The organism is Martinezella lusitana, assembly GCF_900094565.1.
Taxonomy (GTDB): Bacteria; Pseudomonadota; Alphaproteobacteria; order Rhizobiales; family Rhizobiaceae; genus Rhizobium; species Rhizobium lusitanum.
Window position 1 is genome coordinate 1 of sequence record NZ_FMAF01000031.1, and the last position, 25,372, is coordinate 25,372.

A 25,372-nucleotide genomic window follows, 5' to 3' on the forward strand; every position below is an offset into this window, starting at 1 on the left:
CCATCAATGGTGAATGTTTCGGAGCCTATGTCCGACAACAGTTGATCCCGACCCTCAAACCCGGCGACATCGTTATCCTCGACAATCTTGGCTCCCACAAAGCCAAGGCCACTCGCGATGCCATCAAGGCAGTCGGCGCCAGATTATGGTTCCTGCCGAAATATTCGCCCGACCTCAATCCGATCGAGCAGGCCTTCGCCAAGATCAAACATTGGATGCGCCAAGCCCAAATGAGAACCAGCGACGACACTTGGCGGCAGCTCGGATACCTCGCCGACACCATCAAGTCGGACGAATGCGCAAACTACTTCACAAACGCAGGATACGCTTCCGTCAAAACTTGAAACGCTCTAGCGCATCGACCGGGCGTTGGTGCATCGGTCGATGAATGAACGGATTTCAGTCTTTGATGCTATGTCTATGCGGTAGCTGTCACGCACCGGACGGATTTCGGGCGTGCACATGCGAGCATGCGATTGAGGGCGGCGCAGCCGATGGCGACCTCCGTCTGTTGCGCGCCGAGTGAGCGTGCTCGCAGTCGAGGTCCGATGATCGATTTGTATCCGCCGATGGCGGTCGCGACCAGCGAGCTCTTGCCATAGCCGGTCGTTACTTGCCATTTCATCCGACCGTCCTGCCTGATCGCTTCGATGTGTCGGTTGTTGATTATCGCACGAATTTGACCCACTTTTTCATTTCGGACAGATCCACCCTCACTGCAAGAAGATGTTTTCGATCAACATCATAAATGTAATCGGTTGGTACAATGCGAAATGAAAAAGTGGCGCAAATCTAGCTGAAAGCCGACACTCTACTTCACATAGCCGGGCGGCTTCTAACTTTTTAAAAGGTTGCGCAGATCGCGCCTGCCATCCACAACACGCATAATCTGTACGATGTCGACTGGTCCCTGATCGGCATCCGGAATCGTCTCGTAGAGAATAACATAAGGTGCTTCAACCAACATCCGCGCGCTGGCTGCGATTTCGGGATGCCGCTGACCAAGCTGCGGCTGATCGGCCAAAAGGCTGACCTTCTGCTTAAACTGCTCGTAGTAGCGCTCAGCCGCCAGCGGTTGGTGGAGGCCAATCTCGACATAGATACTGATGACGTCATCCTCGGCCTGAGGCGACCAAACAAGCTTAACCGCCATGTTTTCGAGCGGCACTCAGTTTCTGGCGAGCCTTTTCGTGGGTTGCCTCGAAATCAACAGCTCTTGGTGTACCGCTGGCTTTACCCTGCGCCCACAGTTCGCGCAGATGCTGGATATCGTTCTTTCGGGTAGCCCATTTCGCGGACCAATCACGCATCGCTTCGCGGACAATTTCACTGCTACTGGCATAGGCGCCACTCTCGACCGCATCCCGCAGCAGCTCAGCTTGCTGTGGCGTAACTGCAATGCTGACCTTTGAAACGTTCGACATGGTTATCCTCTTCGGCCTTTTGGTAGGAAACCTTACCACCAGGCTCGCGTCGTGGCAAAAAGAATGAGCAATGCGGTCGCCGCTAGTTCGGAACAGTGAGCCTGTTTTCTTCCCCAGACGGAGCCTTGGGATCGGAATTTTAGTCAGGACGAGATCCGCACTGCCTTCCAGGCAGCGTTAGATGATATGCCGCGTTATGCAGCGGGCGAGGAACGGCGAAGTAATTTCGATCAAAAGCCGTTCACCCATTTCTGAGCGTGTCGATCTCTCCTCACGCACCGCTAAAGCACCGACATTCGGCGATGGTGTGAACAGCACACCGGTTACGCTTCGGAATGCCTTGATCAGACATAGTGCAGGCCTCATCGCTGAGGGACCCTCAAGTCTGCCTTTAGCAGATTTAGGTCACGAAGGCGCAGGGACGCGTATACCTCGATCTACACGTTCCAGCGCATGGGATGGGTTCACACCTTAGTCGCCCTTCGGTTCAACAGAGACTGTAGCGGTCCTCCCAGCAACCAGCTGAACTGCATCCGGGACATCTTCGAACTCGATGCGCACCGGGATCCTCTGGGCCAGACGAACCCATGAGAACGTCGGGGCGACGCTGGCCAGCGAGCCTGCAGCATCACTTCGCTCCCGGTCTTCGATTCCGGCGGCAACACCTGCGACGCGCCCGGTAACCGATTGCGGCTCTCCCATGATATCGATCTTCACACGGTCGCCGATGTGGATACGTGGGAGTTTGGTTTCTTCGAAGTATCCAGCGATATAGATGGATGGCCTTTCCACGAGCACCCCAACCGCACTTCCGGCGGAAACATAGTTTCCGCGACGTAGAGAGAAGTTCGTGATTTTACCCGAGGCCGGTGCCTTCACGATTGTCCGGTCAAGGTTCAGCTTCGCCAGATCAACGGCCACGAGTGCCGATTGATGGGCGGCGTCTGCCTGGCGCATCTGGCTCTCCGCATGCTGCCGCTCCTTGAGGCTGGCTGCTTCTTTGGATGCAAGCAGTAGATACCGTTCGAAATCTGTCCTCGCCAGCTCTGCCGCAGCTTTGCTGCTCTGCACCTGGGCCTCCGCCTCGCGCAGCGCAAGGTCGAAGCGGTCTGTTTCGATTCGAAAGAGGGGCGTCCCTTTCTCCACCTGAGCGTTGTCCGATACCAGAACCTCGGTGACAGGTCCCGAGACATCTGGTGCCAGCCGGATGATGTCCGCCCGGATATGAGCGTCCCGTGTCCACGGCGCCTCCATGTAGTAGGACCACAGGTGCCAGCTTAGAACCGCGGCGCAGCTCACCATAGATAAGGTCAACAGGGCTCTGCCTGAGGTGATCGTAAGGTTCTTCATATCTGCAACCAGTTGAAAAGGGCGGAAAGCCCGCCAAGGACGGTGATGTAAAGTGCGAGGTTGAACAGGGAGCGATGCCACACCGCTTGATAAAGCCCGAGCCTGGCGAGGAGCGATGTAAGCATGCGGAGCAGACCGTACGCGCACAGCGCGAGTGCCGAGAACCATGGCAGAAAGACACCATAGAGGTCGAATTGTCCGGTCACGCAGCATTCCTTTTTGAAGGAGGTGTTATCAAAATCGGAAAATCCGCCTCCGGAGCGAGGCACAGACGAAGACCAGCAGCGTGCACCACAAGTTCCGTTTCGGCATCCACTGGAACCATGTCCGCAGTAGAAAGGATAAGGTCGTCCAGCATTCCGATTGCATTCTCCAATGGTTCGCCTCGCTCGGCGGGCGCAAGCCGATACAACGTCTCCAGTCCGGAGAAGATTGCTTGCGCCTTGAGGCGCATCGGCATTGAGGCTTCATCCGCGAGTTCTTGCATCGCTGTTATATGAAGTCCTGTCCGCAGATCCCTTATAAGGTCTGGATCGGAGGCGCCGGAGGCGGGAGAGAATTTCGCCGCCCTGGCGGCGAACAGGCCTGCCACATCGATGAGGTGATGGCGCGTGACATGGGCGTCTGCATGTCGGCCAGCCGCGATCCTGGCGACATGCTTCTGGGTCACGAAGAAAAGCCTCCGGGCGTTGGTCTCCGTCCCGACAGATCGGAAGATGCCGCAGACCATGATTGTCCAGACCATCGCAAGAATGGTTGCGATGCCTGTGTTCGCAAACATCATGAAGTCGCTGCTCTGGCGCGCCTGGAGGGCGAGAAGAAGCGGAAAGTTTATGCACAGCCCCATGCCGATTATCGCAAGCGAGGGCACAGCGAGGCATATCCCGGCAGGGATCATGAATAGCCCGAGGGCAGCGGCGAGCGGCACGAAACCATCAATCAGCGGAAGGATCGCGAAGCCGTAGACGAACGCTGCGATGACGGCACCGATTGTGACATCGATGAATTTGCGCATGGCTGGTACCGGATCATCCATCGTCGCCAGAAGGCAACAAAGCACACCCGAAATCTGGGCAAATGTCATCCCGTCCGTCCAGCCGCTTGCAATCCAGAAGAACATGGAGGTCGCCAGGCAGATCGCAACCGCCAGCGCCGATAGCAATGCCATGCCGATATCACGGTGCGGAGCTGGAATATTCTCCGGAGAGACGAAGCGACGAGCCTCTCTCGCGGCGTTCTCCTCCTTCAGGGCGACCTGAAGGAACTGACACCCGCGAGAAACCTGAAGAACATCCCGCAGGTTCCGCGCAACATTGGCAAGAAGCAGACTTTCCCATGATCGAGGCGCTCCGGAAGAGGCGAGCAAATCAGCCCTGGTCTGGAAGAACCCGGAGGCGCTTGTTGAGCGCGATCCCACAGCTGCAATCATTGATATAGCTTGTTCCGAGCGGGGGGTGTTGAGCTTCGCCAGTGCTCGTCGCAGATCCTCCAGTTCGCTCAGCAACGGAAGGAAGGACACCATCCGCTGCTGCAGTGATCTCACCACCGACATTGCGCGTCGATACCTCGATCCGTCATATCGAAGGTGGGCCGTGAACGACCGGAGGTCGACCGCGTCCGCCGCCAAGGCGTACCGTTCCGCTCTGCTTCGGGCTTTGTCCGCCTCGGCAGTTGCGGTTGCCGTAAAGAGCGTCTGCGCCCTTGCGATCCAGGCATCGATCCGGCCGAGGAGGGTTGTAGCGACATGAACTGGAAGAACAACGTGGCTGACGATCGAGGCGCACAGGATCGCAAGCCCGATCTCCTCTACGCGGGAAACGACAGTGTCGAACGTATTTGTTGGCGCCGCGACGAGCGGCAGTCCCGCGAGAAGCACGGTGTAGCCGGCCAGGAGAGAGGCATAGCCGCGAGGCGTGCGATCAAGAAGGCTGAGAAAAGTGCATCCTGAAACCCATACAATGATCGCTGCGGAAAGCAGCACTGGTTCGTTCACCAGGTTTGGGATCATGATAAGCGTCGCAACGCCGCCGGTCAGGGTCCCCAGCAGTCGATAGAATGATTTCGACGAGATCGCACCCGAAAGCGGATGAGCAACGATGTAGACGGTTGCCACCGCCCAGAACGGTCGCGGCAGATCGAACCTTATTGCGATGTAATAGGCCAGCACTGCCGCCAGGAATGTCTTCAACGAAAATATTACATTACTGGTGGTGACGACCGGTCGTGCGCTCACAAGTCGTCTCCCGAGTGAGTATCGACCCGCGTGGCACCTCGTTCATCATTGGAGACAGTCAGTCCGTAGACTGTGGGCGAGACGTAGCAAAAGACCGGAGCCATCATGCAGGCATACATGTAAGCTTCGAGTGGATCTGCACACGAGACAGCCGAATTGGGGGTCGGCTGATGACGAAAGAGCCAGAGTGTCCGCGCGAGGCAGGCTTTTATGAACTTTCGTACAATGGCTATGCCACCGGCCCCCATAGACGTGCATTGGGGAGGCAAAATGCGAAGCCTGCGAGAGCCCTTTTGAGGCAATCGGATTTCAGCCTGGATGATATCGGACCACCATTGCGGCTCTTGCTTCTGAACTGTCATCGTCAATCTCCGAACTCTTTGACGTGACTCTATCGACAAAGCGCGCAGATGAATTTAGATATTCTCTCTAATGATGACTAAATTCCACCAGTCGCTCTCTCTATCTAAAGCTTTTGCCGACCACGAGATCGAAACCTCCCTTGCGCCTGTGCACGCCGTGAGGATCGACGTCTCGCAGAATGAACGGGAGGCACCTGAACACCGCCACCGAAAAGGGCAGCTTGTCATGGCTTCGCGGGGCGGCGTGACATGTCGCGTTCCAAGCGGGCTGTGGATGGTGCCGCCTCATTGCGGCGTCTGGGTTCCCGGCGGCATGCCGCACAGCAATGTGGCAACCGCCAATGCCCGTTTGTTTTTTCTGTTCATCGAGCCGGGCGCCGCCGATCTGCCGGACCGATGCTGCACGCTGTCCCTATCCCCGCTCGTCAGGGAACTTATCATTGAGATGGCCGATCAGATCGCAGCGGCGACTGCTGACTCTAAACTCATGGCAACATTGCTTCTGTCGGCATTGTCGCGGATGCCGGTAGAGCATCTTCATCTCCCGCTCACGGATGAGCCCCGGCTTGTGCGGATTGCATCGGAATTGGCCGATGATCCTTCCGATCGCAGTACGATGGCGCAATGGGCAAGGCGACTAGGAATGAGTGAAAATTCGCTCGCACGTCTCGTTCAGCATGAGACCGGACTGACATTCGGCCGTTGGCGACAGCAGCTGCAATTGATCGTCGCAATCCGCAGCCTTGCAGCGGGGGCGACAGTGCAGCAGGTTTCGGGCGACCTTGGATATGAATCCGTGTCTGCGTTTATCACCATGTTCAAGAAAGCGCTTGGCACATCGCCAGCCAGATATTTAGGTAACTTTGACCGGTAGGCACCAGGAAATACAGTTACCACCCGAGAGGAGATAAAGCATGTTCACCCATGTCATGATCGGCAGCAACGACCTCGAACGGTCGAGAAATTTCTACGATGCCACCTTCGTCGCCCTTGGGGGCAAGCCCGGCGAGATGGATGCGAGAGGCCGGCTGATCTACGCCCATGAAGGAGGGCGGCTGATGATCACGAAACCGATCGACGGCAAGCCGGCGACCGCTGCCAACGGCGGAACGATCGGTATTGCGGCGACGACCCCCGACCATGTCCTGGCGTGGCATGCCGCCGGTGTCGCACATGGCGGCATGGCAATCGAGAGCCCGCCTACGGAACGGCCGAACGGCGCGTTCGTCGCATATCTTCGCGACCCTGACGGAAACAAGCTGACCGCACGGACGCATCCAATGAAATGAGGTAGCTGTGCGTAGGGCTCTGCTGAAAAGATTTTGGAGCCGTAAGATCAGAGAAAAATATTCCTTCTCTTGATTGCAAGCGGCTTTGAACAATCGCCCGGTAACGGTGAAGCGCGATTGCGGGCGGTAAAAAAGAGGGTCGCCGGTGAAGTACGCGTAACGCATTGAATCGGCGTTCTTATCCAGAGTTTTGAGGTATAGGTTTTTGCAAGTTTGTGAGGTTCTCTTTCGGAGAAACTTGCAAATTGCGCCGCGGGAAAAAACGTGATTCTCTCTGTTGGACGGTGTTTTGATGGAGCGTTGGAATGCTTCCGAAGGAGCGGCGAGACAGCGGGCAGAATGATCTTTTCCGGGCACGGCTCGATCAGATCGTCGATATGAAACATGCACTGGCGCGGCTTGGTCGGGCGATCGATTGGCGGTTTTTGGAAGAGCGCTGCGGGGCGGTCTACACGGATGCACCCGGCCATCCGCCGCTGCCAACCCGGTTGATGGCCGGGCTTGCCATCCTCAAATCGATGCACGACCTATCCGACGAGGCCTTGTGCGAGCGGTGGGTGGAGAACCCCTATTACCAACTGTTCTGCGGCGAGGAGTTCTTCCGTCATGACTTGCCGTTCGACCGTTCGTCGATGACGCGCTGGCGGCAAAGGATGGGCGAGGAGAAACTGAACGCCTTGCTTCAGGAAAGTCTTGCTTCGGCGGTTCGCACAGGCGCGGCCAAGCCCGTAGACTTCACCGCGGCGATCGTCGATACGACCGTGCAACCAAAGGCCGTCGCCCATCCGACCGATGCCCGGCTGATGCATCGCTCGCGCGAGCGGCTGGTGCGGTTGGCCAACACGCTTGGGATCGAACTGCGCCAATCCTATGCACGCGTCGGTAAGATCGCCCTCATCAAACACCAGAGATACGCGCACGCCAAGCAGTTCAAGCGGGCCGGTAAGGCGCTGAGAACGCTGAAGACCTATCTCGGCCGTGTCATTCGCGACATGGTGCGCAAGGCAAAGGACGACGCAGAACTTGAGGCGGCGGTGGCCCACGAACTGATGCTGGCCAGACGGGTCCATGCTGGAAACCGCAATCTCAATCGCGTCAAGGGCCTGCCCAAGGACGCCGATCTTCGCGTCTTCAGCCTGCACGCTCCGGAGGTCGAATGCATCGGCAAGGGCAAGGCCCACAAGCCTTACGAGTTCGGCGTCAAGGTCTCCGTCGCCACAACGCTCAACCGATCGAAAGGCGGCCAGTTCGTCACCCACATTCAGGCGTTACCCGGCAAACCCTATGACGGCCACACGCTCGAAACCGTCATACCGGCCATCGAGGCCCAGGTCGGCGCAACGCTTTCCCGCATCATTGCCGATGCCGGATACAAGGGCCACAACGCTCCGCAAACCCACCGCTTCAAGGTTTATACCGCAGGCCAGAAACGCGGGATGACCGAACACATCAAACGTCAGATGCGCAGACGTTCCGCCATCGAGCCCGTCATTGGACATTTAAAAGAAGACCACCGCATGGGCCGCAACCATCTCGCCGGAATCACCGGCGACGCCGTCAACGCCGTCCTCGCAGCCGTGGGCTACAACTTCCGCCGCATCCTCGCATGGATCAGGTTTTGCGTGGCTATCATCTGTGCAGCCCTGGCGCTATCCAAAGCGCAAAATCCAATATTCAAAGCATCAAACCCGATGCCGGCAATCGTCTAAACGTCGTTCTTCACGGGCGACAAGAGGGCTTCCTCGTCAAAAACACAGACCGTCTGGAATTCCATCCTACACCAAGAAATTTTGGCAACAGAGCCGGCCCCCGCAACCAAACTTTCCCCAATGCTTCCACCAGCGCCGGCCAGAAGTCATCATCCGCGATCGACTGGCTTCGCCTACTCGTCGTGTCGCAAGTTGCGAATTCGGTCGAGAAGGACGGCAAGCACAATTGCCCCACCGATAAAGCTACCTTGCCAGAACGCATTGATACCGAGCAAGCCAAGGCTGTTACGGATAATCTCTATGAGTGCGGCGCCTATCAACGCTCCAAACGCGGTGCCCACGCCTCCAGCCAGATTGGCTCCGCCAATAACCGCGGCGGCAATGACCTGAAGTTCCATCCCGGCGCCGATGTTGGTGGTGACAGCGCCGAGCCAGCCGGTTTGGATGATGCCGGCAACCCCCGCCGACAGGGCAGAAATCATATATACGATAACCTTGATCCGCGGCACGGGAACGCCCGTCAGTGTTGCAGCGTGCTCATTGCCGCCGATGGCAAAAACATAGCGGCCGAATTTGGTCCAGCGCAGCACGAAACCGGTAATGAGTGCCAGCACGACCATGTAAAGCACTGGATTGGCGATGCCGAAAACCCAAGCGCCTCCACCCAGCGCCAGTAGTTTGTCGTGATCAGGCCCGAACTGGAAAACGACAGTGTTGTTGGACGCAACCATCGCAAGGCTGCGCGCAATCGACAACATGCCGAGAGTGACGACGAAAGGTGGGAAGCCGAGATAGGCAATCAATATGCCGTTGAAAGCTCCGACCAGAAGAGCAGTACCGATTGAGGCGACGATGCCGACTTCAATGCTGTATCCCGCGTGCATGACGACCGCCAGCACCATGCTGCACAGGCAAAGCACGGAGCCAACGGACAAATCAATGCCGCCGGTGATGATGACCAACGTCATGCCCAGCGCGATAATGGCGACGAAAGTGACGTTGCGGGTGATGTTGTAGATGTTCTTCGCCGTCGCAAAAGAGTCCGTCGCCATCGACAGAAAAATGCAGGCGAGAATGACTGCAATCAGCACCCAGAATGTCTGGCCGCCCACGATCGTCGCAAGCCAGCTCCGTTGTTTCTGTCCGATCGTTTGGTCAAGTGTAATCGCCATCGTCGACCTTCTTCCTTCCTGTTGCAACGGATAGCATCGATCACACCTGTTCGATGGCGCCGGTGATCAGTCCTGTCACTTCCTCCGGCGAACTTGCTGCAATCTGCTTGTCGGCCACTTTTCTGCCTCGCCGCATCACGATCACGCGGTCGGCGACCGAAAAGACGTCGGGCATGCGGTGGCTGATCAGGACAACGACAATGCCCCGGTCCCGCAATTGGCGGATCAGATTCAGAACCTCAGCCACCTGGCGCACGGAAATGGCTGCTGTCGGCTCGTCCATCAATACGATTTTCGCTTCAGACAGCATCGTGCGGCCGATCGCTACCGCTTGCCGCTGGCCACCGGACATTTGCTTTACGAGATCGCGCGCCCGCGTCTCGGATTTGAGCTCGCGAAATATCTCGCCGGCGCGCTTGTACATGCTCTTGTGGTCGAGGATGCGAAGAGGCCATACGCCGCGGCGCAGTTCTCGTCCGAGGAACACGTTTGCTGCCGCCGTCAGATTGTTGCAGAGCGCCAAATCCTGGTGAACAATCTCAATGCCATGCTGGCGCGCTTCCTTTGGCCGATGTAACACGAGATCGGTGCCGTCGAGCCGCATGGTTCCATGGCTCGGTCGAAAGTTGCCGGCAATCATCTTCACCAATGTGGACTTGCCAGCGCCGTTGTCGCCCATCAAGCCGACAACCTGCCCCGCTTCGAGCGAAAACGAGACATCGTTGACTGCCTGGATGGCACCGAAATGTTTGGAAATATTGCTGAGCTCAAGAACCGCCACCAGCCTCCGGGCCTCCCACCCAAAACTTGCAGGCCATCCGTCGCTCCGAACCCTGCTTGTCTTCGACGCGAGGCTCCAGCGAATTCGCTTTTCCAATGTCCTCCGAGGAGAAGCGATCAGGAGCATTTACGCAAAACCCCGCGACAGCGTCAACTAATTGTCCGAGGTTTGGCCTTATTATCGCAAAATCAGTTTTGTCAGACAAATATCGTTTGACGAGAGTTGCGCCCGGATATTAGCTATCAATGGGAGAAAGAGCATGCTGATCCTTGTTGCCGGTGCAACGGGCAAGGTCGGGCGGCGCTTTATTGCTGGGCTGCTTGACGATCCGAGATTTTCCAAAGCCCGTATCCGCGCGCTTTGTCATAATCGTTTGTGCGATGAGACCGACCGTGTCGACGTCATCCGCGGCTCGATCGCCGATCGCGATGTTGTGGTAGCGGCGCTGAATGACGTTACCCATGTCGTGCATCTCGCCACATGCAAGGAAACGCCGAGCGACATCATGGATGTCACGGTCAAAGGTCTCTTTTGGCTGCTTGAGGAGTTCCGTACGAACGTCACGGCACGCCAGTTCATCCTGATCGGCGGCGATGCGGGCGTGGGGCATTTCCACTATCGCCACGACGGCCCGATCACCGAGAGTACCCCCCATTGTGCTTATCCGGGTGGCTATGCGCTCTCCAAGGTTCTGGAAGAGGTCATGCTGGAGCAGTTCGGCATTCAGTACGGACTGAATGGCTGTTGTCTGCGCGCGCCCTGGATCATGGAGAAGGACGATTTCAAGTATTCGCTGTCTTTTGGAGACGACGTCTTTGGCGGTCCGGACTGGAAGATGCTCGTTCCGGAAGAAGCGGCGCGGCGCTATGCAGCAATAGGTACGGTGCCGCTGCTGCTCGATGCTGACGGACGTCCGCTGAAACGCAATTTCGTGCACGTCGATGACCTCGTATCGGCAATATTGGCAGCGATCGACAACCCCCGGGCGGAGCGGCAACTCTTCAACATCTGCATGGACAGACCTGTCGACTATGCTGAAGTCGCCGCCTATCTCCTGCGCACGCGCAATCTCGGCTCCATCGACATACCAAGCCGCTTCCATTCCAATTGGATGGACAACAGCAAGGCAAAATACCTGCTGGATTGGCGGCCAAACTACGATCTCGAGATGCTTATCGACTCGGCATGGCAATATGAGCGTTCGAAGGAGGAGCCTCGCATCGTCTGGTATCCGGGTTGATTTCGTGTGGCGGGCACGCGGTGTCCGTCTGTTTCAAGGGAGGAAACTATGAGGAAGGCATTACTACTTACAGCCGCAGTCTTAGCACTCACCGCCGGGCAGGCCTTGGCCAAGAAACAACTCGTCATCGTCGTCAAGGGCCTCGACAATCCGTTCTTCGAAGCAATCAATCAAGGTTGCCAGAAATGGAACAAAGAGAATCCCACGGCGGAATACGAGTGCTTCTACACCGGTCCGGCATCGACATCCGATGAAGCCGGCGAAGCGCAGATCGTTCAGGATATGTTGGGCAAGGCAGACACGGCTGCAATCGCAATTTCGCCGTCAAATGCAAAGCTCATCGCCCAGACCCTGAAGACCGCCAACCCGACGGTTCCGGTGATGACGCTCGATGCCGATCTTGCTGCCGAGGATGCAGCCTTGCGCAAGACCTATCTTGGCACGGACAATTATCTGATGGGCGCCCGCATCGGGGAGTACATCAAGAAGGCCAAGCCGAAGGGCGGTAAGATCTGCACGATCGAAGGCAATCCGGGAGCAGACAATATTCTGCGCCGCGCACAAGGGATGCGCGACACGCTCACTGGCCAGAAAGGCTTGACCGCGCTGAAAGGCGAGGGTGGTTGGACTGAGGTTGCCGGCTGCCCGGTGTTCACGAATGACGACGGTGCCAAGGGTGTTCAGGCAATGACCGATATTCTCGCGGCCAATCCCGGCATGGACGCATTCGGCATTATGGGTGGCTGGCCATTGTTCGGTGCGCCGCAACCCTATCGCGACCTGTTCAAACCGATGGCCGAGAAGATCGCCAGCAACGATTTCGTCATTGGTGCGGCCGACACGATCGGCGACGAGGTTGCCATTGCGAAGGAAGGTCTGGTGACTGCGCTCGTCGGCCAGCGGCCATTCGAGATGGGCTACAAGGCACCTTCGGTGCTGATGGATCTGATTGCCGGCAAGCCGGTTGAAGATCCGGTCTTCACCGGGCTCGATGAGTGCACAAAGGACACAGTCGACACCTGCATTCAAAAGTAGGTTTACGGTTTGGCGCACCCGGTTCAAGGGTGCGCCGAATGTCCCTCACGAGACGGATCGAGTGTGAATCGGCTCCGAAGGTGGCCCCCTTGGGGATGGAACCCAACATATTGATCCCATTACGTAATTGCGCGCCAAAGCGGGATTCCTGCCGGCTCGGGGATAACCCCACTTAATTTCTTGATTTTCACTGCGTTTCCAAATGGTTGTCGAGGATGTCAACGGGGTGAGCGTTCGGAGCCGATTCACAGTCACGACATTCCAAATCAGGCTAAGACAGGTCGGAAATTTCGCGCCAACATTCACTTTTGATGGCGCGTCAAGGCCGACATGGCCTATAGGAGCTGCCAACACCAAGGCTTGGCCCTGGTCCCGTCCCCGCCGCTCCAAGTCCCGATACCTTGCGAGCACCAGGGATACCATCGCGCACCTTGTTCGCCTGCAGGAAGAAACAGTGACTAGAACCGAGAGCTTACCGTCCGACATCTATGCCATTGCCGACGTCCATGGACGCGCCGATCTTCTTGAGGCCATGCTTGGATACATCGCGGCTGCCTCGAATGATCAGCAATCCAAGCCGGTCGTGATCTTCCTAGGCGATCTGATCGACCGCGGCCCAGATAGTCCAAAGGTACTCGATCAGGTTTGTTCGACACTCGACCTTTATCCGGGTTCTCGACTAATTCTTGGCAACCATGATTTTTACCTGCGTGAGCTCCTTCGTGGCGCTCTCACCTATGAGGACGCCGTCAACTGGATGGACTGGGGAGGCGTCGCAACGATGAGCGCATATTCCAATCGCCCGGTGCCGGATTTCGAGAACATCGCCGCGGAAATTCGCCGCGTCTTCCCACACCATGTGGACTTGCTAGAAAACGCGCTGACATTCAAGGAGATCGGGCGCTTCTGCTTTGTTCACGCTGGAATACGTCCTGGTGTTCAGCTTGCAAATCAAAGCGAATACGACTTGCGTTGGATCAGGGCGGGCTTCCTCGACCATATGGATGTGTTTGACCATGTCGTTTTGCACGGTCACACGATCACGAAGTCGCTGCGACCCGAAGTCTACTTGAATCGCATAGCTTTGGATACCGGAGCATATCGGACTAGCCGGCTGAGCGCCGCCGTAATCAGGCGCGATGAGCTTTCACACTTCGTGTGCACCGAACTAACCGAGACCGGTATCGTCCAGGCCGGCGAGTGGCGACCCGACTAATCGCCAGGAGAAGGAGATCGGGTTTCAATGGTTTCCATAGCAGGATGTTACGCCACAAAATCGCAGATAAGTCGTAAGGCTATTTAGATCATAAAGGCGTCTCGGCCCTGGCCCGTTTTGCCCGTGTACTTCGCCGTGATATCGACGCCGTCTGTAACGCCATCGACCTGCCCTGGAGCAACGGTCAGGCAGAAGGCCGGATCAACCGACTGAAGACGATCAAGCGCGCAATGTGCGGCAGGGCGGGACCAGAGCTTCTTAGGGCGCGGATGATGCCAATCAAATTGACTCATCTCCACACAAATTGAGGAAGACCCCGATTAAATGCAAAACGACACGCAATGCGTGAAACCGGCAAGTTACTTATATTTCTCGATGATGAAATCATAAAGAAAATGCTGCGCTTATGCGATGCTCAAATTCTCGGTGGCGAAGATCCTGTCGCTTGGTCGAGCAACGAGCCGACCGAGGTTCTCGACCAAGAGATCTATGACTTTCTGGCGACAACGCCTCGGTGATTGGTGCAATTAAATCGCTAACCGTTGGGTAAGTTCAATCCACGTGAAAGAGTCTTACCCCACGTTTTTCCCGCTCCCCCGGACGCTAATGCCTCCGGGAGCGCGGCAGTAATCACTTGCTGCAGCAGCTTTGAGCTGGTTTGCCCCCGGCCTGTTGAACACGGTTGTCGACGCTATGTCCATTGTCCCCCGTCGGTAGGTTCATGGCGATGTTGCCGGCGAAGAAGCCATTTGGCTTCAGGGTGAAGCCGGCGTATTCCACCGGCATGATCGGGAAATCCTCGGGTTTGCAGACATGCGTGTGACCGAAGGAGTGCCATAGCACTAGGTCTGCGTTCTCGATGGGGCGGTTTTTCTTGACGTAGGCCGGCAAGCCATCGCCACCCGCATGGACATTGGGATAGTCGCCGCTCGCATATTTCTCCGTTTCGTCGAAAGCGGTGACCCAAACATGCTTCTTGGCGAAGCCGCCGCGTTGAGCGACCGTCGATTCTGGCTGAGCCAGCATCACGGGCGAGGGCATAGCGACAAGCTTGTACCCGGGCGCCTTGCCGACGCTGTTGGTCACGTTCGGATTTTGCACCTTCCAGTATCGACCCGTTTCGCCATTGGCCACTGACGGTGAATCGAGTTCGCTTTTCAGCACCCGGCTCTTGGTATCGAAGACGTTTCCGTAGGGATTGTCCTCGCCCCAGGGGCGCGGCACGAAGTCGTGTTCCGTCACCGTGTTGCCGCCGCCATCGACGTCCATGTGCAGGCGGACGTTAAAGAAGTGCTGGTGCGTCGGCCCACCGAGATTGTCGTCGACCATGCCGCCCCAGCGATAGGTCTCGCCATCGGCGACGGCCGCCGTCTGGATGATGCCGGTCAGCTTCGCTTCCAGCTGTATCGTGCCGTCCTGGTAGAGATACCAGTAGAAGCCGTAGTCGTAATTGCCGACGGTGGCGAAGAAGGAGATAACGAGGCGGCGCGAGCGGCGCACTTCGAAGATGCCGTTGCGGAATTCGTAGTGCTTCCAAAGGATGCCGTAGTCTTCCTCGTGCATGCAGATGGCGTTCTTCATGACAAATGGCTGGCCGAAATCGTCGGCCGCCGGCACGTCGAAATAGTGGATCTGGCCGAGGCAGTCGCAGCCGAGTTCCAGGCAGTTCGCCAGGCGCCCCAGGCCATATTCGCCGGCGTCGAATGCGCTCTTCCAGTAATGGTTGGCAGTCGGATCGGCATAGGGCACGACCATTTCGGTGACGCTGGCGCGGAAGATCACCGGCCGCTTCCGGCCCTGGTCGTCGATGCCCAGCTCGTAGATCACCAGGCCCTCGCGCGGCGTGAAGCCGAGGCGGAAGCTCCAGCCCTGCCATTCCACCTTCCAGCCGTCGACCGAGAAGCTCGTGCCTTCCGGCTGGACGATATGCAGAGGCTTCAGGTCAGGCCGCGTTTCGGGAAAGGATTCGCGACCGTAGTTCCGTTTTTTCTTCGGCACCGGAATGATCTTCTCGTCATCGTGAAGATCGACCACCTTGTTGGCGGTTAGATCGACGACCGCAACGACACCTTCAACCGGGTGGGCATAGCCATTGTCGCGGACATCACCGCGCCAGTAGGAAACGGCGCGCACGATGCGTTTGCCCTTCTCGAAGTCGTGGCCGAAATAGCCTGACGAGAACGGATCGATCTGGATGAGTGGTATGTCTTCATCGGTAATCCCGCGTTTCTTGACCGCGGCGATCCAGCGAGGATCGGATTTCACCGTTCCCTCGACCGTCTCGAATTCGCAAAGCATGACCGGCGGTTGGCCATAGGGCATTTCATTGAGCGGCAGGCGGACATAGGAGGCAACCTCGCCCTTGCTTAGATCGACGATACCCTCGAAGGTCTCGCCGTTGCTAATGTCCATTGCGAGGAGGAAGGCGCGGCGCGGGAGATAGCCGCCCTGGCGATGGGCAGCCAGATCCGCCTTGGTCGGCTCTTCGAGCCGGATGATTGGAAATCGGACGGTTGATGGCAGGGACTTTGCATCCTTGAGGATGGCAACCGCAGCCCCAATTTCTGCAAGGCTGAGCGGGTCGAGTGGATGGGTGAGCGCGACGACGGCGTCCATGGGTTTGCCTTTCAAATCTGGAGACGTCGGGGCGGCGGAAGGCGCGCGCCCCATATTCTGGGTGTGTCAGCCCGCCGAGCGGCCTGAGCAGATGTCGCTTTCCACCATTCGGTCACCGTGGACACAGAAGATCGAGCACAAAGCGTGCGTCTTGATGCCAACGGCAAGCGTCGCGACAACGAGGAGGGCGAGGGTCAGCAGGAGAAGCCGATCCGAAAGCGCCAGCTGGCTGGTGGTGGTCATTCGAACACCTTTCCGAGCGAGGCGTAAAGAAACGGCTGAGATTTCTTGACCCGTACCGCAAAGATGGCGCCGAGAATGCCGACGACGACCATGGCGTAAGGGAATGCCTTGACAATCAGGCTGTCGCTACCCGAGAGAAGCGAGAGGTTGGCGGTGACGAGTACCAGGGATCCGAGCAGTCCGACCAGCCCGATGACCGGGGCAATGATGGTGGTCCAGATCCCGTGGCTGGTCGGCGTCTTCCTGAAGAACATGATGATCGCCACCGAGACAAGCACCTGGACGAGCAGGATGCCAATACCCGCGAGTGCGGCCATCCAGGAGAAGACCACGGTATAGGGGTCGGCACCGAAGGCGACGAACAGGCCCAATATCACGGCCGCAGCCACGCTTTGAATAAGGCCGGCGACATAAGGCGAGCCGTGCTTGGGGTGAACCTTACCCAACGCTCTGACGGCTAAGCCCTCGCGCCCAAGTGCAAAGAAGTAGCGGTTGAGCGTGTTGTGGAAGGATAGAATGCAGGCAAACAGGCTGGTGATCAGCAGCACGTTCATCACCTGGCTGGCCCAGGCTCCGAGAACGGAATTGGCAGCGTTGAAATAGAAGGTGTCTAGGCCAGCATTGGCCACGGCTTGAACCTTGCTCGGACCGTAGAACTGGACGATAGCCCAGGTCGAGAATGCGTAGAACAGCGTGATCAGCGTCACGGCAACATAGGTTGCCCGCGGAATGGTCTTCTCCGGATTTTCGGCTTCCTCGCCGAAAATTGCGGTCGCCTCAAAGCCGATGAAGGAGCCGATCACGAAGACCAGTGCCACGCCGAGACCAGTGCCAAATACCGCGGATGGGGCGAACGACGAGAGGTTCATGCCTTCCGGTCCGCCGCCGGTAAACACGATCCCCACGTCGAGCAGCAAAAGGATGGCGATCTCGGCAATCATGCAGACGCCGAGAATAGCGCCGGAAAATGCGATATTTCGCTGGCCGCAGATCAGGACCACGACCAGAGCCGCAAACGACCATGCCCACCAGGGCAGTGCAAGCCCGAACGGAGCGACCGCGCCGGCCATGAAGAAGCCGAACAAACCATAGATGGCGATCTGCACGGCGCTATAGGTCACCAGCGCCATGAACGCGCCGCCCACGCCGGCGGGCTTTCCGATCCCATGCGTGATATAGGTGTAGAATGCGCCGGCACCGCCGACATGGCGGCTCATCGCGGTAAAGCCGACGGAAAAGATCAGGTAGAGCAGCCCGGCCAGCACGAAGGCGCCGGGGACGCCTGCGCCGTTGCCAAAGGCGAATGCTGCGGGCGACGCGCCGACGACAGCGGTCAGCGGCGCTGCGGCTGCTACCACGAAAAAGACGATGTGGGCGAGCCCGACGGAATTCTTGGCCAGGCGGTCCGGCTGTGTGGGTGCCGGGATGCTTGTTTCCAGTGTCATTGAAGAACCCCTTGCTTCTTTATCATTTGAAGGGAGGCTACGTGCTGGCTTCTGGCACTGAAATTGCTAGTTACGCCAATGAATCGATAGTTCGCGCCACACCAACAGCCACGGATACTCGAAATGGCAACTGCACCGCATTTAGTCAGCAAGATGCCGCCTTTTGCCTCAATTCGCGCCTCCGTGCTGATCCCTTTGGTGCAGGAAATTGACAGGAAATCCGGAAAAACCGACCTTCTGCTGGCGTCGCACGGTATTCTACGGTCGCAACTGGCCGATCCCTATGCAGTTCTGCCAATGGCGCGGTACATCGCGCTATTTGAAGACGCGGCAATCATCACCGGCGAGCCCTCATTCGGCGCCAGAATGGGTGTGGGCTTCGAGCCCGCCGACATCGGGCCAATCGGCATGCTCTTCGCCCTGTCGCCAACCATTCGTTCAGCTTTCGAGCGCCTGTCGCGGTATGTCAATGCAGTTCAGGGAGCCACCAGTTCAGGCGTTTTCGAGGAGGATGGCGACTTCGTCTGGAGCTACCGTATCGACGATCCATCTATGTGGCCGCGGCGGCAGGACAGCGAGTTCACGATTGCCGCATCATGCCAGCTCGTGCGCGCATGCTTCCGCCGTGGCTGGCGGCCGATCCAGATTCACCTTGAACATCAGGCGCCTCGAGACACCACCTCCCTTGCACGGATCTATGGTGCGTCGATACTGTTCGGGCAGTCCAGCAATCGCATCATCATGTCCAGAGCGGAGGCCGATCGCGTTCATCGTACGGAGGACAAAAGCCTGATCGAGATCCTGCTGCGGCACATCACCGATCTGCTCGACCGGCCCAGATCGGAGGCGGTCTTAAGCGAGAAGGTCCGGGCTCTGATAGGGATCTATCTCGGTCATAGGCCGATCACTGTAAAGGCCTTTGCAGACGAACTGCAGATGTCGCCCCGCAGCCTGCAGCGGAAGTTAGCCGAGGAAGGGAACTCCTTGCGAGTCCTGGTCCGCGATTATCGGCAGGCTCTTATTTCCCTTCACTCGGATGGCAGGAACGGTTGCTCGATGAGCGAACTGGCAAGCATGGCGGGCTATGCAGACAACACCGTATTATGGCGTGCGAGACGAAATTGGAACTCGTCTAGTGGCTAACCTCTCGCAAGCTGATCTGGTAATCGTGTTACCCACCCAACGACGTCAGAATGATTTTCGGTTCGATATATAGTTATTATGTAGGGGTAATTTATAACATGGCCCTGTCTTTCCCTCGGCGCCTGCATTGTTGAAGAACAAGTCGATCTTTCCGAACCGTGCCTTGGTCGACGCGACGAAGTTCTGCACCTCGGTCTCTTTCGAAACGTCGGCGGCGATAACGACGCTTCGGTCCGGCTCGAGACCGAGCTCGGCAGACATCGCTTCGAGAGCGTCCTTGTTCAGATCGACGAGGACGAGATTAGCACCCTGATCATGGAAAGCTTTCGTCGCAGCTTTTCCGATCTCTCCGGCCGCTCCGGTGATAAGGACGGCTTTATCTTTGAGTTGCATATGCGTCTCCAGTCTGCTGAAATTTTTGGAATCCCGATTTCCGGGACAGGTCACACGTCGGCTTCCATAACGTTAGGACGGCTGGACGAATTCAGTGAACTTGACCTTGTACTCGACGTCTCGACGGCTGTACTTCCAGGCGCCGTCTTCGCGCTCCAACCAGTCGTGATAGACGCAGATGCTGCCCTCGGTCTTGCCGTCCTTGACCACGAAGAACTGCAGGTAGGCCTTTTGTCGTGCGGTATCGCCTTCGAATGTGATGATCTCGTTGGTCGTGAGGTGATGCATGTTGCCGAAAGGCTCGTTGCAGAGCTTGACGAACGCCGCAAGCTCCTCTGGACCGCGAGGGCGCTGCCCCTCGATCAGGGCGTTGGATACGCCGCTCTTCGTGAAGCACGCTGCCCAGGCCTTTCCGTCGGCATCGTCGACAGCGTAGTTGTACTTCGCATTCAGAGTATTGATTTCCAGTATGTCGGCGACGCGGGCCGTATCTATCGTCTCAGTCATTGGTTCCCCATTTTTTGCTACTCACAGGGCGTCGCTGATGTGATCGCCGCCAAAAAGATCGTGCATTTCTGGCAACAGGTCTTGGCGTAGAGGGAATGGAGATTTTGCGGGGAGAGAACTGGAAGGAACTCAAGAAGCGTTGAATACTCTCGACCTCAACAGGGATTTTCGGTGATCCGTGTCGATCGGCAGACCCGCGCTGCCGCCGATCGATCGCACGCTGAGCAATGGCCCTCCGGATCTCGGGATCTGTGCTCATGCTGCCTAACCTGGCATTCCTGATGGGCAGCGAGATCTATCAGGCCACCGATCTAACTCAGCAATTATCCTTGTGAGCTCCACGTTAGGAAGGTTTCTGGTTTGACGCCATCCGTCCGCGCTTTCTCGATCAGCGGTCTGAGGGTGTCGTTGACGAATTCTTCCATTGTCGTGGGCAGCACCGGACGATCATCGTGGAACTTTACACGCCTGTCGTTAAGAGCAGCCGAGGTGTTCTTATCATAGACCCACCGTTCGAGAGTTCCGAACCGCTCCCGGAATACCGTCTCGACCTCACGATCGCTCGTATCGACGAAGCGATAGTCCACCTCTCTACCGAGTGCCCGGCCGATAGTCGCGGCGATCTCGGGCATGGTGTAATCGATGCCCAGTTGCTTTACGGATCGGTGCCGGTCAGTCGGCGTGTCGAACTCCTTCGCCGCGAAATCCGCGATGTCCTGGATGGCAACCCAAGGAGCTTTGACGTTGGGGTCAAGCGACCAGCCGATCCCATTGTGCTGCGCGATCGAGTCGACCCACCTGGACAGGTCCTCCATGAACCAGCCACCCTGCAAGTGCACCAAATTGATGTCGCGTAGTCGGTTGAGGATCTGATCCAGGATATGGAAGCCCTGGAAATGGCCGGTGTTCCCGCTGACCTCGGATCCCATTCCGGTCAGGCTCACGGCAAAATTCACCGGGGAATCCCGAAGTGCGTCGAAAAACCGAAGCGCTACCGTAGGGTAGTGCCCATGAAGGTCCTCGGCAGCCCAAAGGGTTTTGACCATTAGGAAAGCAGCGTCAACGTCTTCGAAGAACGTGCTAAGCTCACCAGCACCCGTGTCAAAGCTACCAAGGAACGGTTCTGCTCCTTTCGCGACAAGTGCATCGAGGGCGGGCCCTCCTCTCGAAAGGGCTTTGACTGAATGGCCTTTGGCCAAGAGGTTCTCGGTAAGTTTGGCACCGATCCTGCCGGTCGCGCCAACCACGGCGATACGCATGGCTAATCTCCTATAGTTGTTTGACCAAGATCCTAAAGGATTGCGTCGCGAGCAAAATTGGAGATAATGCCATATGATCTCGAAATCGGGCCAATCGTCGAATAAGCGACCTCCCTGCAGTACCGCTTGCGATCTGAGCCTCTCGCATGGGCCGGCGATGGCAATCAGGATGGACTTCGCCGACTATGAAGCCGAGGGGCTGCTGCACCAGCACCGGCAGGGTCAACTGATCGTGGCGCTCCATGGCGCGGTTACCTGCAGAGCGGAAAGTGGGGTCTGGATCGTTCCTCCCGACTGCGGATTTTGGGTGCCCGGTGGCGTTCCTCACAGCAATCAGGTGACGTCCAATGCTCGTCTAACATACCTGTTTGTCGAGCCCGGCGCGGCCATGCTTCCGGCTGAATGCTGCACGCTTTCGGTATCGCCGATGCTTCGGGAGATGATACTCCGGGTAGCGGAATTATCAGAAGGCGATGCGCGCGACGCTCATGTCGATCGTCTCGTGCGGGTCATGCTCGATGAGCTCGCGCTAATGCCGCGTGAGGGCCTGGAACTACCTATATCTGACCATCCAAAGATCGCCTTGATCGCTGCGGCTCTTTTGGCAGACCCGAGCGACCGCCGTACCCTCGGCCAATGGGCTGAGCATGTCGCCGTCAGTGAGCGATCGTTGAAGAGGCTTATGATCCAACAGACAGGATTGAGCTTCGGCCGTTGGCGGCGCCAGCTACATCTCGTCATCGCGCTGCGGGAACTTGCCGGCGGTGCAACAGTCCAACAGGTGGCAGGCGACTTAGGGTACGAATCAACGACGGCCTTCATCGTCATGTTCAGGAAGGCGCTTGGGACCACGCCATCGCGCTATTTTGCCGATCGGCTTTTGAGCGCTGAGCGCGCGTGAGATGTTGCCCATCCGAGGTATCGGCGGCGACAATCCTAAGTTTACTTTCTGCCTAAAGCCTGAGGACGCCAGCCAACGGGCGCTTAGCAGTGGTCTTCGCGGACTTGGCCTAGCGTGCGCAAGCCGAGAAGCGCGACTCGTTTATAAGCGCTCCCAGATCGCGGCGTATCCTCCGGAATGCTGCTCCCGTTCGGGTTCACTCGTTCGGGATGGAGCGTCAGTTCGCGGGCGACGGCGCACGCCTTTGCGGCAAAGTCCTCGCCGGACTCGATCACGTCAAGATCCGCGATGCCCAAGCCGGCCCGATCCAGTGCCATCCATACCCGATACGATCGACGCGCTCACACCTTCCTCTCGGCAATTGCCTTCGCTGCAAGCTTCATCTTCTGGCTCAATCAATCAGCCCTGACCCTAGATCACGACTTGAAATTCTTCTTCGTCAACAATATCTGGGGGTCACTTCCTGTGCGGACGATATCCTGCTCGCTGCAATCGCCGCGGCGTTCGATATTGTCCCGGGATACAAAAGAAGGCGCTCCCCTCACGGGTCGAGCGCCTTTTTTGTGTCGGAGGCGACCGCAAACGAGGTGCTGCATCTTGACCGCAACCGCTTTGCGGATGAGATCTGTAGTCAAACACTCCGTGGGAACACATGCCATTTTTTCTGGTGACGCAGACATCGCTTGTCGAAGCTCAAGATGAGCAGGAGGCCGCTCAAACGGGCGTCGACCGCCTCCGCTCCGGAGGACAGGTCACCGTCGCGGTAAAATCGGATGAAACAACGATCACGCACTTCGTTGTTGCCGCAGTGGTCGAAGAGCCTCTCCCGGTCTCGCCGTCCGAAACCATCAATCCATCGCCCACTGCTGTCGCTATCCCCGAAGCTGCCTGAGCCGCACCGGAAAGCAGGAAACTGATCTTGAAGCGCATGATGGCTGACGCGCTGGCCCTACTGGGGCGCCGAACCTAGTCGCATCCTCAAAAAATTGCTTTCCGCCAGCATTCTATCGTCTTCGAGTTCCGGCTCGAACTGATAAGTGATGATCAAAAAAAGCAGGAAGGATGAACCCGTCGCAGATCGGTCCTCCTGCCGGCGCTGTCGCTCAACCGCCGCCTGCGTCATCCCGGCTGCTTGTCCTTCGCAGGGCTGTTAGCCCCGCTCGTCCTGCACAGCAGGGATGCTCAGCTGCAGTTGCGGCAGTCCTGCCGCTCGGCGGTCCGGGAGGTGTCTTCGGAAAGATGAAGACAGGAAGGGCCGGCAAGGCGCCGGTCCGAACCCTCTAGACAAGGACAAATCCCATGCAGATCATGAAGGTTGACCCACGCGCGCTCAAAGAAAACCCCGACCGGATGCGCCAGTCGAAGTCGTCGCCGCAGGCCGATGCGCTGATGCTGGCCACGATCAAGGCCGTCGGAATCGTGCAGCCGCCGGTAGTCGCACCGGAAACGGATGGCGGAAACGGCTTCACCGGCTCCATTCGCACTCTCGCCCTCAACGTCAAGGCCTGCATCGCCCGGGTGGAGAACTCCTCAGACAAGGGCCCACAGTTCCGCGTCTACGCCGGCAGCGTCGAGCTGGGCGCCGCCTGGCAGAAGACCTCCGAGCAAGGCCGCGACTATCTCTCGGTCGAGCTTGACGATCCGAGCTTCCCGGCTCCGATCTACGCAGCGCTCGCCGAAGTCGAAGGCGAAGATGGCCTCCAGCTCATCTGGTCCCGCCCGAACCGGGATTGATGAAGATTACGGGCTCCACCTCGGGCGGAGCCTTTCCCCGTCGGGAATGGCGGTCTGCGATTAGCGCACGTCGAACCTGGCGAGCATCTTGCGCAATTGCGCGTTCTGCTCGATGAGCTTCTCTGCAAGCTGACGTCGCAACGCGTCGACCTCTGCGTCGAGGTCGGCCATTTCGTCGATGAATGATTTTGGGGCCGCAGCGACAGCATGCACGACGTCGCCGGTTTGGTCGACGGAGACCACCGGCTCCAAAATCGGCGCAACCTTCTTTCTGCGTGTCGGCACTGGCTTCACCAGCGCCTCAGCAGTTTTGGTTCGCGTGGAAACAGGAACGTCTTCTTCAATCGGAGGCGCTGTTTCGCCGACGGCGGTCGCAGGTTCTGGGTCGGAGTGCGGCGCGGGTGAAGTCTCTTCGACTAGCGTCGCTGGGACGAGATCAACGGCGGTTGTCTCGGGACCCGGATGTTTCTCTTCGGGGGCAGGTTTGTATTCGAGAGCAATGGTCTTGGGTGCGGCTGCGGGGCTTTCGTCTTGACTATGTGGTTTCGGTCTACGCGACACCAGGTCAGCCACAAATCTCCATGGTGTTCTCATCACATGTAACCTTCAAAGCGTGGCGGCGGGACATTGCCGCGGTCATTCATTGTCAGCAGGACCGCATTCATCCTGGCCCTATCAGACGAAAGATCAGCGGCGCCATCACGTGTGAACGCGCGACGCCGCCAAAACGAAAATCAGGCCTTGCCAAGACGCTTGCGCAGATCTGCATTCTCGGCGCGCAGCTTTTCGGAGAGCTCCTTACGAAGCTGCTTATTCTCTTCCTCAAGCCTGATGAGGTCGGCGATATCGTCAATGCCGCCCACAGGGGTGGCGACCAGAGCGGAAGCAGCAGCACCAACGCGGGGCTTGCGAGTGGCGGCCGTTTTCGGTGCGGCAGCTGCCTTCTCGGCCTTGACCGGAGCCGTCTTGGAGCCACGCTTCGCACGCGTCTTCTTGCCCGGCTTTTCGACAGGCGCAGCGGTAGCATCGACGGTGCTGGCTTCAGCGACAGCTTTCGGCGTCCGCGGCTTGCGGGTTTTCTTTTCGGCGGGGACTGCGGCCGGCGCTTCGGTGGTCGCAGTTGTTTCAATTGTGTTTTCGTCGGCCATCAGTGTTCTCCTCTGTCAGGCGGGCCAAGCTTTTGATTCGTTGCGAATTAAAGTCAATGCGGGGAGCCGTGTTTTCGCGTGCAATCGGTGCTTGAGGTGCCGCAACGTGCGATTCCTTTCACTGCGCGACGAGGGACCGGTCCAACGCGGGCTCGATGAGGCATGTCTGACT

General features: G+C 57.8%; 28 protein-coding genes and 2 pseudogenes. 13 read left to right on the forward strand and 17 right to left on the reverse strand.

What is annotated here, in order from left to right:
- Window positions 1–344, forward strand: a 344-nt coding sequence (locus GA0061101_RS32590; protein ID WP_141694145.1) for a transposase, incomplete at its 5' end; no start/stop codon positions are given.
- Window positions 345–418: 74 nt separating this feature from the next.
- Here GA0061101_RS32590 and GA0061101_RS32595 read toward each other — a convergent pair.
- The 6 genes and pseudogenes from GA0061101_RS32595 to GA0061101_RS32620 form a co-directional block, all read right to left on the reverse strand.
- Window positions 419–661 (reverse strand): annotated as a pseudogene (locus GA0061101_RS32595) (IS5/IS1182 family transposase); the annotation flags it as partial.
- A gap of 174 nt (window positions 662–835) precedes the next feature.
- On the reverse strand, window positions 836–1,153 hold the full coding sequence (locus GA0061101_RS32600) for a type II toxin-antitoxin system RelE/ParE family toxin (protein WP_092576644.1): 318 nt from the start codon (window positions 1,151–1,153) through the stop codon (window positions 836–838).
- Window positions 1,143–1,424, reverse strand: coding sequence for a ribbon-helix-helix domain-containing protein (locus tag GA0061101_RS32605; RefSeq protein WP_037198323.1), 282 nt, complete (start codon window positions 1,422–1,424; stop codon window positions 1,143–1,145). Before GA0061101_RS32605 ends, GA0061101_RS32600 begins: the two co-directional genes overlap by 11 nt.
- Window positions 1,425–1,895: 471 nt before the next feature.
- Window positions 1,896–2,774: an efflux RND transporter periplasmic adaptor subunit gene (locus GA0061101_RS32610; protein ID WP_037198324.1), complete on the reverse strand. Its 879-nt coding sequence runs from the start codon at window positions 2,772–2,774 to the stop codon at window positions 1,896–1,898.
- Complete coding sequence (locus GA0061101_RS32615) at window positions 2,771–2,980, reverse strand: DUF1656 domain-containing protein (protein ID WP_037198326.1); 210 nt, start codon at window positions 2,978–2,980, stop codon at window positions 2,771–2,773. The genes GA0061101_RS32610 and GA0061101_RS32615 overlap by 4 nt, the downstream gene beginning before the upstream one ends.
- On the reverse strand, window positions 2,977–5,007 hold the full coding sequence (locus tag GA0061101_RS32620) for an FUSC family protein (protein WP_037198327.1): 2,031 nt from the start codon (window positions 5,005–5,007) through the stop codon (window positions 2,977–2,979). The genes GA0061101_RS32615 and GA0061101_RS32620 overlap by 4 nt, the downstream gene beginning before the upstream one ends.
- Before the next feature lie 432 nt (window positions 5,008–5,439).
- Between GA0061101_RS32620 and GA0061101_RS32630 the strand changes: the two genes are divergently transcribed.
- From GA0061101_RS32630 to GA0061101_RS32640, 3 genes are all read left to right on the forward strand, one after another.
- Window positions 5,440–6,243, forward strand: a complete 804-nt coding sequence (locus GA0061101_RS32630; RefSeq protein WP_037198329.1) for an AraC family transcriptional regulator — start codon at window positions 5,440–5,442, stop codon at window positions 6,241–6,243.
- 40 nt (window positions 6,244–6,283) lie between these two features.
- On the forward strand, window positions 6,284–6,658 hold the full coding sequence (locus GA0061101_RS32635) for a VOC family protein (protein WP_037198331.1): 375 nt from the start codon (window positions 6,284–6,286) through the stop codon (window positions 6,656–6,658).
- Between the two features lie 305 nt (window positions 6,659–6,963).
- On the forward strand, window positions 6,964–8,367 hold the full coding sequence (locus tag GA0061101_RS32640; RefSeq protein ID WP_092576648.1) for an IS5 family transposase: 1,404 nt from the start codon (window positions 6,964–6,966) through the stop codon (window positions 8,365–8,367).
- A gap of 173 nt (window positions 8,368–8,540) precedes the next feature.
- Here GA0061101_RS32640 and GA0061101_RS32645 read toward each other — a convergent pair whose 3' ends face one another.
- Both GA0061101_RS32645 and GA0061101_RS32650 read right to left on the reverse strand, forming a co-directional pair.
- Window positions 8,541–9,539: an ABC transporter permease gene (locus GA0061101_RS32645; RefSeq protein ID WP_037198332.1), complete on the reverse strand. Its 999-nt coding sequence runs from the start codon at window positions 9,537–9,539 to the stop codon at window positions 8,541–8,543.
- A 40-nt stretch (window positions 9,540–9,579) separates the two neighbouring features.
- A complete protein-coding gene (locus GA0061101_RS32650; protein ID WP_037198334.1) occupies window positions 9,580–10,320 on the reverse strand; it encodes an ATP-binding cassette domain-containing protein in 741 nt (246 codons plus the stop codon).
- 259 nt (window positions 10,321–10,579) lie between these two features.
- Here GA0061101_RS32650 and GA0061101_RS32655 point away from each other — a divergent pair, with 259 nt between their 5' ends.
- The 5 genes and pseudogenes from GA0061101_RS32655 (at window position 10,580) to GA0061101_RS39635 (ending at window position 14,329) form a co-directional block, all read left to right on the forward strand.
- Window positions 10,580–11,560, forward strand: coding sequence for an NAD-dependent epimerase/dehydratase family protein (locus GA0061101_RS32655; protein WP_092576650.1), 981 nt, complete (start codon window positions 10,580–10,582; stop codon window positions 11,558–11,560).
- 48 nt (window positions 11,561–11,608) lie between these two features.
- The gene (locus tag GA0061101_RS32660) at window positions 11,609–12,595 is read left to right on the forward strand and encodes a substrate-binding domain-containing protein (RefSeq protein ID WP_037198336.1); all 987 of its coding nucleotides are present in this window, start codon (window positions 11,609–11,611) and stop codon (window positions 12,593–12,595) included.
- A gap of 454 nt (window positions 12,596–13,049) precedes the next feature.
- Window positions 13,050–13,811 carry a metallophosphoesterase gene (locus tag GA0061101_RS32665; RefSeq protein ID WP_037198337.1) on the forward strand — a complete coding sequence of 254 codons (762 nt, stop codon included), beginning with the start codon at window positions 13,050–13,052 and terminating at the stop codon, window positions 13,809–13,811.
- Between the two features lie 98 nt (window positions 13,812–13,909).
- Window positions 13,910–14,119, forward strand: a pseudogene (locus GA0061101_RS32670) (transposase); the annotation flags it as partial.
- Window positions 14,120–14,152: 33 nt separating this feature from the next.
- Window positions 14,153–14,329: a hypothetical protein gene (locus GA0061101_RS39635; RefSeq protein WP_162734501.1), complete on the forward strand. Its 177-nt coding sequence runs from the start codon at window positions 14,153–14,155 to the stop codon at window positions 14,327–14,329.
- Window positions 14,330–14,441: 112 nt separating this feature from the next.
- Here GA0061101_RS39635 and GA0061101_RS32675 read toward each other — a convergent pair whose 3' ends face one another.
- The 3 genes from GA0061101_RS32675 to GA0061101_RS32680 form a co-directional block, all read right to left on the reverse strand.
- Window positions 14,442–16,427, reverse strand: a complete 1,986-nt coding sequence (locus GA0061101_RS32675; protein ID WP_092576653.1) for a primary-amine oxidase — start codon at window positions 16,425–16,427, stop codon at window positions 14,442–14,444.
- Window positions 16,428–16,493: 66 nt separating this feature from the next.
- Window positions 16,494–16,670 (reverse strand): hypothetical protein, encoded by a 177-nt coding sequence (locus GA0061101_RS39640; RefSeq protein ID WP_167669620.1) that lies wholly within the window; start codon window positions 16,668–16,670, stop codon window positions 16,494–16,496.
- Window positions 16,667–18,115 (reverse strand): APC family permease, encoded by a 1,449-nt coding sequence (locus GA0061101_RS32680; RefSeq protein ID WP_037198341.1) that lies wholly within the window; start codon window positions 18,113–18,115, stop codon window positions 16,667–16,669. Before GA0061101_RS32680 ends, GA0061101_RS39640 begins: the two co-directional genes overlap by 4 nt.
- 123 nt (window positions 18,116–18,238) lie before the next feature.
- Between GA0061101_RS32680 and GA0061101_RS32685 the strand changes: the two genes are divergently transcribed.
- Entirely contained in the window at window positions 18,239–19,258 is a 1,020-nt protein-coding gene (locus tag GA0061101_RS32685) for an AraC family transcriptional regulator (RefSeq protein ID WP_037198343.1), read from the forward strand.
- Window positions 19,259–19,303: 45 nt separating this feature from the next.
- Here the strand turns inward: GA0061101_RS32685 and GA0061101_RS32690 are convergent, their stop codons facing one another.
- The 3 genes from GA0061101_RS32690 to GA0061101_RS32700 form a co-directional block, all read right to left on the reverse strand.
- Entirely contained in the window at window positions 19,304–19,651 is a 348-nt protein-coding gene (locus GA0061101_RS32690; protein ID WP_092576656.1) for an SDR family oxidoreductase, read from the reverse strand.
- Window positions 19,652–19,723: 72 nt separating this feature from the next.
- A complete protein-coding gene (locus GA0061101_RS32695) occupies window positions 19,724–20,158 on the reverse strand; it encodes a nuclear transport factor 2 family protein (protein WP_037198344.1) in 435 nt (144 codons plus the stop codon).
- A 323-nt stretch (window positions 20,159–20,481) separates the two neighbouring features.
- Window positions 20,482–21,417, reverse strand: a complete 936-nt coding sequence (locus GA0061101_RS32700; RefSeq protein WP_037198345.1) for an NmrA family NAD(P)-binding protein — start codon at window positions 21,415–21,417, stop codon at window positions 20,482–20,484.
- A gap of 73 nt (window positions 21,418–21,490) precedes the next feature.
- Between GA0061101_RS32700 and GA0061101_RS32705 the strand changes: the two genes are divergently transcribed.
- Window positions 21,491–22,318 carry an AraC family transcriptional regulator gene (locus GA0061101_RS32705; RefSeq protein WP_037198346.1) on the forward strand — a complete coding sequence of 276 codons (828 nt, stop codon included), beginning with the start codon at window positions 21,491–21,493 and terminating at the stop codon, window positions 22,316–22,318.
- Window positions 22,319–22,401: 83 nt separating this feature from the next.
- On the opposite strand, the gene GA0061101_RS32710 is transcribed toward GA0061101_RS32705, so the two are convergent.
- Window positions 22,402–22,635, reverse strand: coding sequence for a hypothetical protein (locus tag GA0061101_RS32710; RefSeq protein WP_092576658.1), 234 nt, complete (start codon window positions 22,633–22,635; stop codon window positions 22,402–22,404).
- A 335-nt stretch (window positions 22,636–22,970) separates the two neighbouring features.
- Here GA0061101_RS32710 and GA0061101_RS32715 point away from each other — a divergent pair, with 335 nt between their 5' ends.
- A complete protein-coding gene (locus GA0061101_RS32715; protein ID WP_037198349.1) occupies window positions 22,971–23,210 on the forward strand; it encodes a hypothetical protein in 240 nt (79 codons plus the stop codon).
- 497 nt (window positions 23,211–23,707) lie between these two features.
- Entirely contained in the window at window positions 23,708–24,052 is a 345-nt protein-coding gene (locus GA0061101_RS32720; protein WP_425350040.1) for a DUF736 domain-containing protein, read from the forward strand.
- 60 nt (window positions 24,053–24,112) lie between these two features.
- Here the strand turns inward: GA0061101_RS32720 and GA0061101_RS32725 are convergent, their stop codons facing one another.
- Window positions 24,113–24,646, reverse strand: a complete 534-nt coding sequence (locus GA0061101_RS32725) for a hypothetical protein (RefSeq protein ID WP_141694146.1) — start codon at window positions 24,644–24,646, stop codon at window positions 24,113–24,115.
- 140 nt (window positions 24,647–24,786) lie between these two features.
- Window positions 24,787–25,200 carry a hypothetical protein gene (locus GA0061101_RS32730; protein WP_037198351.1) on the reverse strand — a complete coding sequence of 138 codons (414 nt, stop codon included), beginning with the start codon at window positions 25,198–25,200 and terminating at the stop codon, window positions 24,787–24,789.
- Window positions 25,201–25,372 lie beyond the last annotated feature (172 nt).

What these genes read in the sequence shown, in the direction of transcription:
- GA0061101_RS39640 (WP_167669620.1), bottom strand. Translation starts at nt 16,670, where the DNA reads ATGACCACCACCAGCCAGCTGGCGCTTTCGGATCGGCTTCTCCTGCTG.
- GA0061101_RS32610 (WP_037198324.1), bottom strand. Translation starts at nt 2,774, where the DNA reads ATGAAGAACCTTACGATCACCTCAGGCAGAGCCCTGTTGACCTTATCT.
- GA0061101_RS32645 (WP_037198332.1), bottom strand. Translation starts at nt 9,539, where the DNA reads ATGGCGATTACACTTGACCAAACGATCGGACAGAAACAACGGAGCTGG.
- GA0061101_RS32720 (WP_425350040.1), top strand. Translation starts at nt 23,708, where the DNA reads ATGCTGGCCACGATCAAGGCCGTCGGAATCGTGCAGCCGCCGGTAGTC.
- GA0061101_RS32600 (WP_092576644.1), bottom strand. Translation starts at nt 1,153, where the DNA reads ATGGCGGTTAAGCTTGTTTGGTCGCCTCAGGCCGAGGATGACGTCATC.
- GA0061101_RS32715 (WP_037198349.1), top strand. Translation starts at nt 22,971, where the DNA reads ATGCCATTTTTTCTGGTGACGCAGACATCGCTTGTCGAAGCTCAAGAT.
- GA0061101_RS32710 (WP_092576658.1), bottom strand. Translation starts at nt 22,635, where the DNA reads ATGGCACTGGATCGGGCCGGCTTGGGCATCGCGGATCTTGACGTGATC.
- GA0061101_RS32705 (WP_037198346.1), top strand. Translation starts at nt 21,491, where the DNA reads ATGATCTCGAAATCGGGCCAATCGTCGAATAAGCGACCTCCCTGCAGT.
- GA0061101_RS32630 (WP_037198329.1), top strand. Translation starts at nt 5,440, where the DNA reads ATGATGACTAAATTCCACCAGTCGCTCTCTCTATCTAAAGCTTTTGCC.
- GA0061101_RS32680 (WP_037198341.1), bottom strand. Translation starts at nt 18,115, where the DNA reads ATGACACTGGAAACAAGCATCCCGGCACCCACACAGCCGGACCGCCTG.
- GA0061101_RS32675 (WP_092576653.1), bottom strand. Translation starts at nt 16,427, where the DNA reads ATGGACGCCGTCGTCGCGCTCACCCATCCACTCGACCCGCTCAGCCTT.
- GA0061101_RS32730 (WP_037198351.1), bottom strand. Translation starts at nt 25,200, where the DNA reads ATGGCCGACGAAAACACAATTGAAACAACTGCGACCACCGAAGCGCCG.
- GA0061101_RS32605 (WP_037198323.1), bottom strand. Translation starts at nt 1,424, where the DNA reads ATGTCGAACGTTTCAAAGGTCAGCATTGCAGTTACGCCACAGCAAGCT.
- GA0061101_RS32690 (WP_092576656.1), bottom strand. Translation starts at nt 19,651, where the DNA reads ATGCAACTCAAAGATAAAGCCGTCCTTATCACCGGAGCGGCCGGAGAG.
- GA0061101_RS32660 (WP_037198336.1), top strand. Translation starts at nt 11,609, where the DNA reads ATGAGGAAGGCATTACTACTTACAGCCGCAGTCTTAGCACTCACCGCC.
- GA0061101_RS32655 (WP_092576650.1), top strand. Translation starts at nt 10,580, where the DNA reads ATGCTGATCCTTGTTGCCGGTGCAACGGGCAAGGTCGGGCGGCGCTTT.
- GA0061101_RS32725 (WP_141694146.1), bottom strand. Translation starts at nt 24,646, where the DNA reads ATGAGAACACCATGGAGATTTGTGGCTGACCTGGTGTCGCGTAGACCG.
- GA0061101_RS32640 (WP_092576648.1), top strand. Translation starts at nt 6,964, where the DNA reads ATGCTTCCGAAGGAGCGGCGAGACAGCGGGCAGAATGATCTTTTCCGG.
- GA0061101_RS32695 (WP_037198344.1), bottom strand. Translation starts at nt 20,158, where the DNA reads ATGACTGAGACGATAGATACGGCCCGCGTCGCCGACATACTGGAAATC.
- GA0061101_RS32685 (WP_037198343.1), top strand. Translation starts at nt 18,239, where the DNA reads ATGGCAACTGCACCGCATTTAGTCAGCAAGATGCCGCCTTTTGCCTCA.
- GA0061101_RS32700 (WP_037198345.1), bottom strand. Translation starts at nt 21,417, where the DNA reads ATGCGTATCGCCGTGGTTGGCGCGACCGGCAGGATCGGTGCCAAACTT.
- GA0061101_RS32635 (WP_037198331.1), top strand. Translation starts at nt 6,284, where the DNA reads ATGTTCACCCATGTCATGATCGGCAGCAACGACCTCGAACGGTCGAGA.
- GA0061101_RS39635 (WP_162734501.1), top strand. Translation starts at nt 14,153, where the DNA reads ATGCGTGAAACCGGCAAGTTACTTATATTTCTCGATGATGAAATCATA.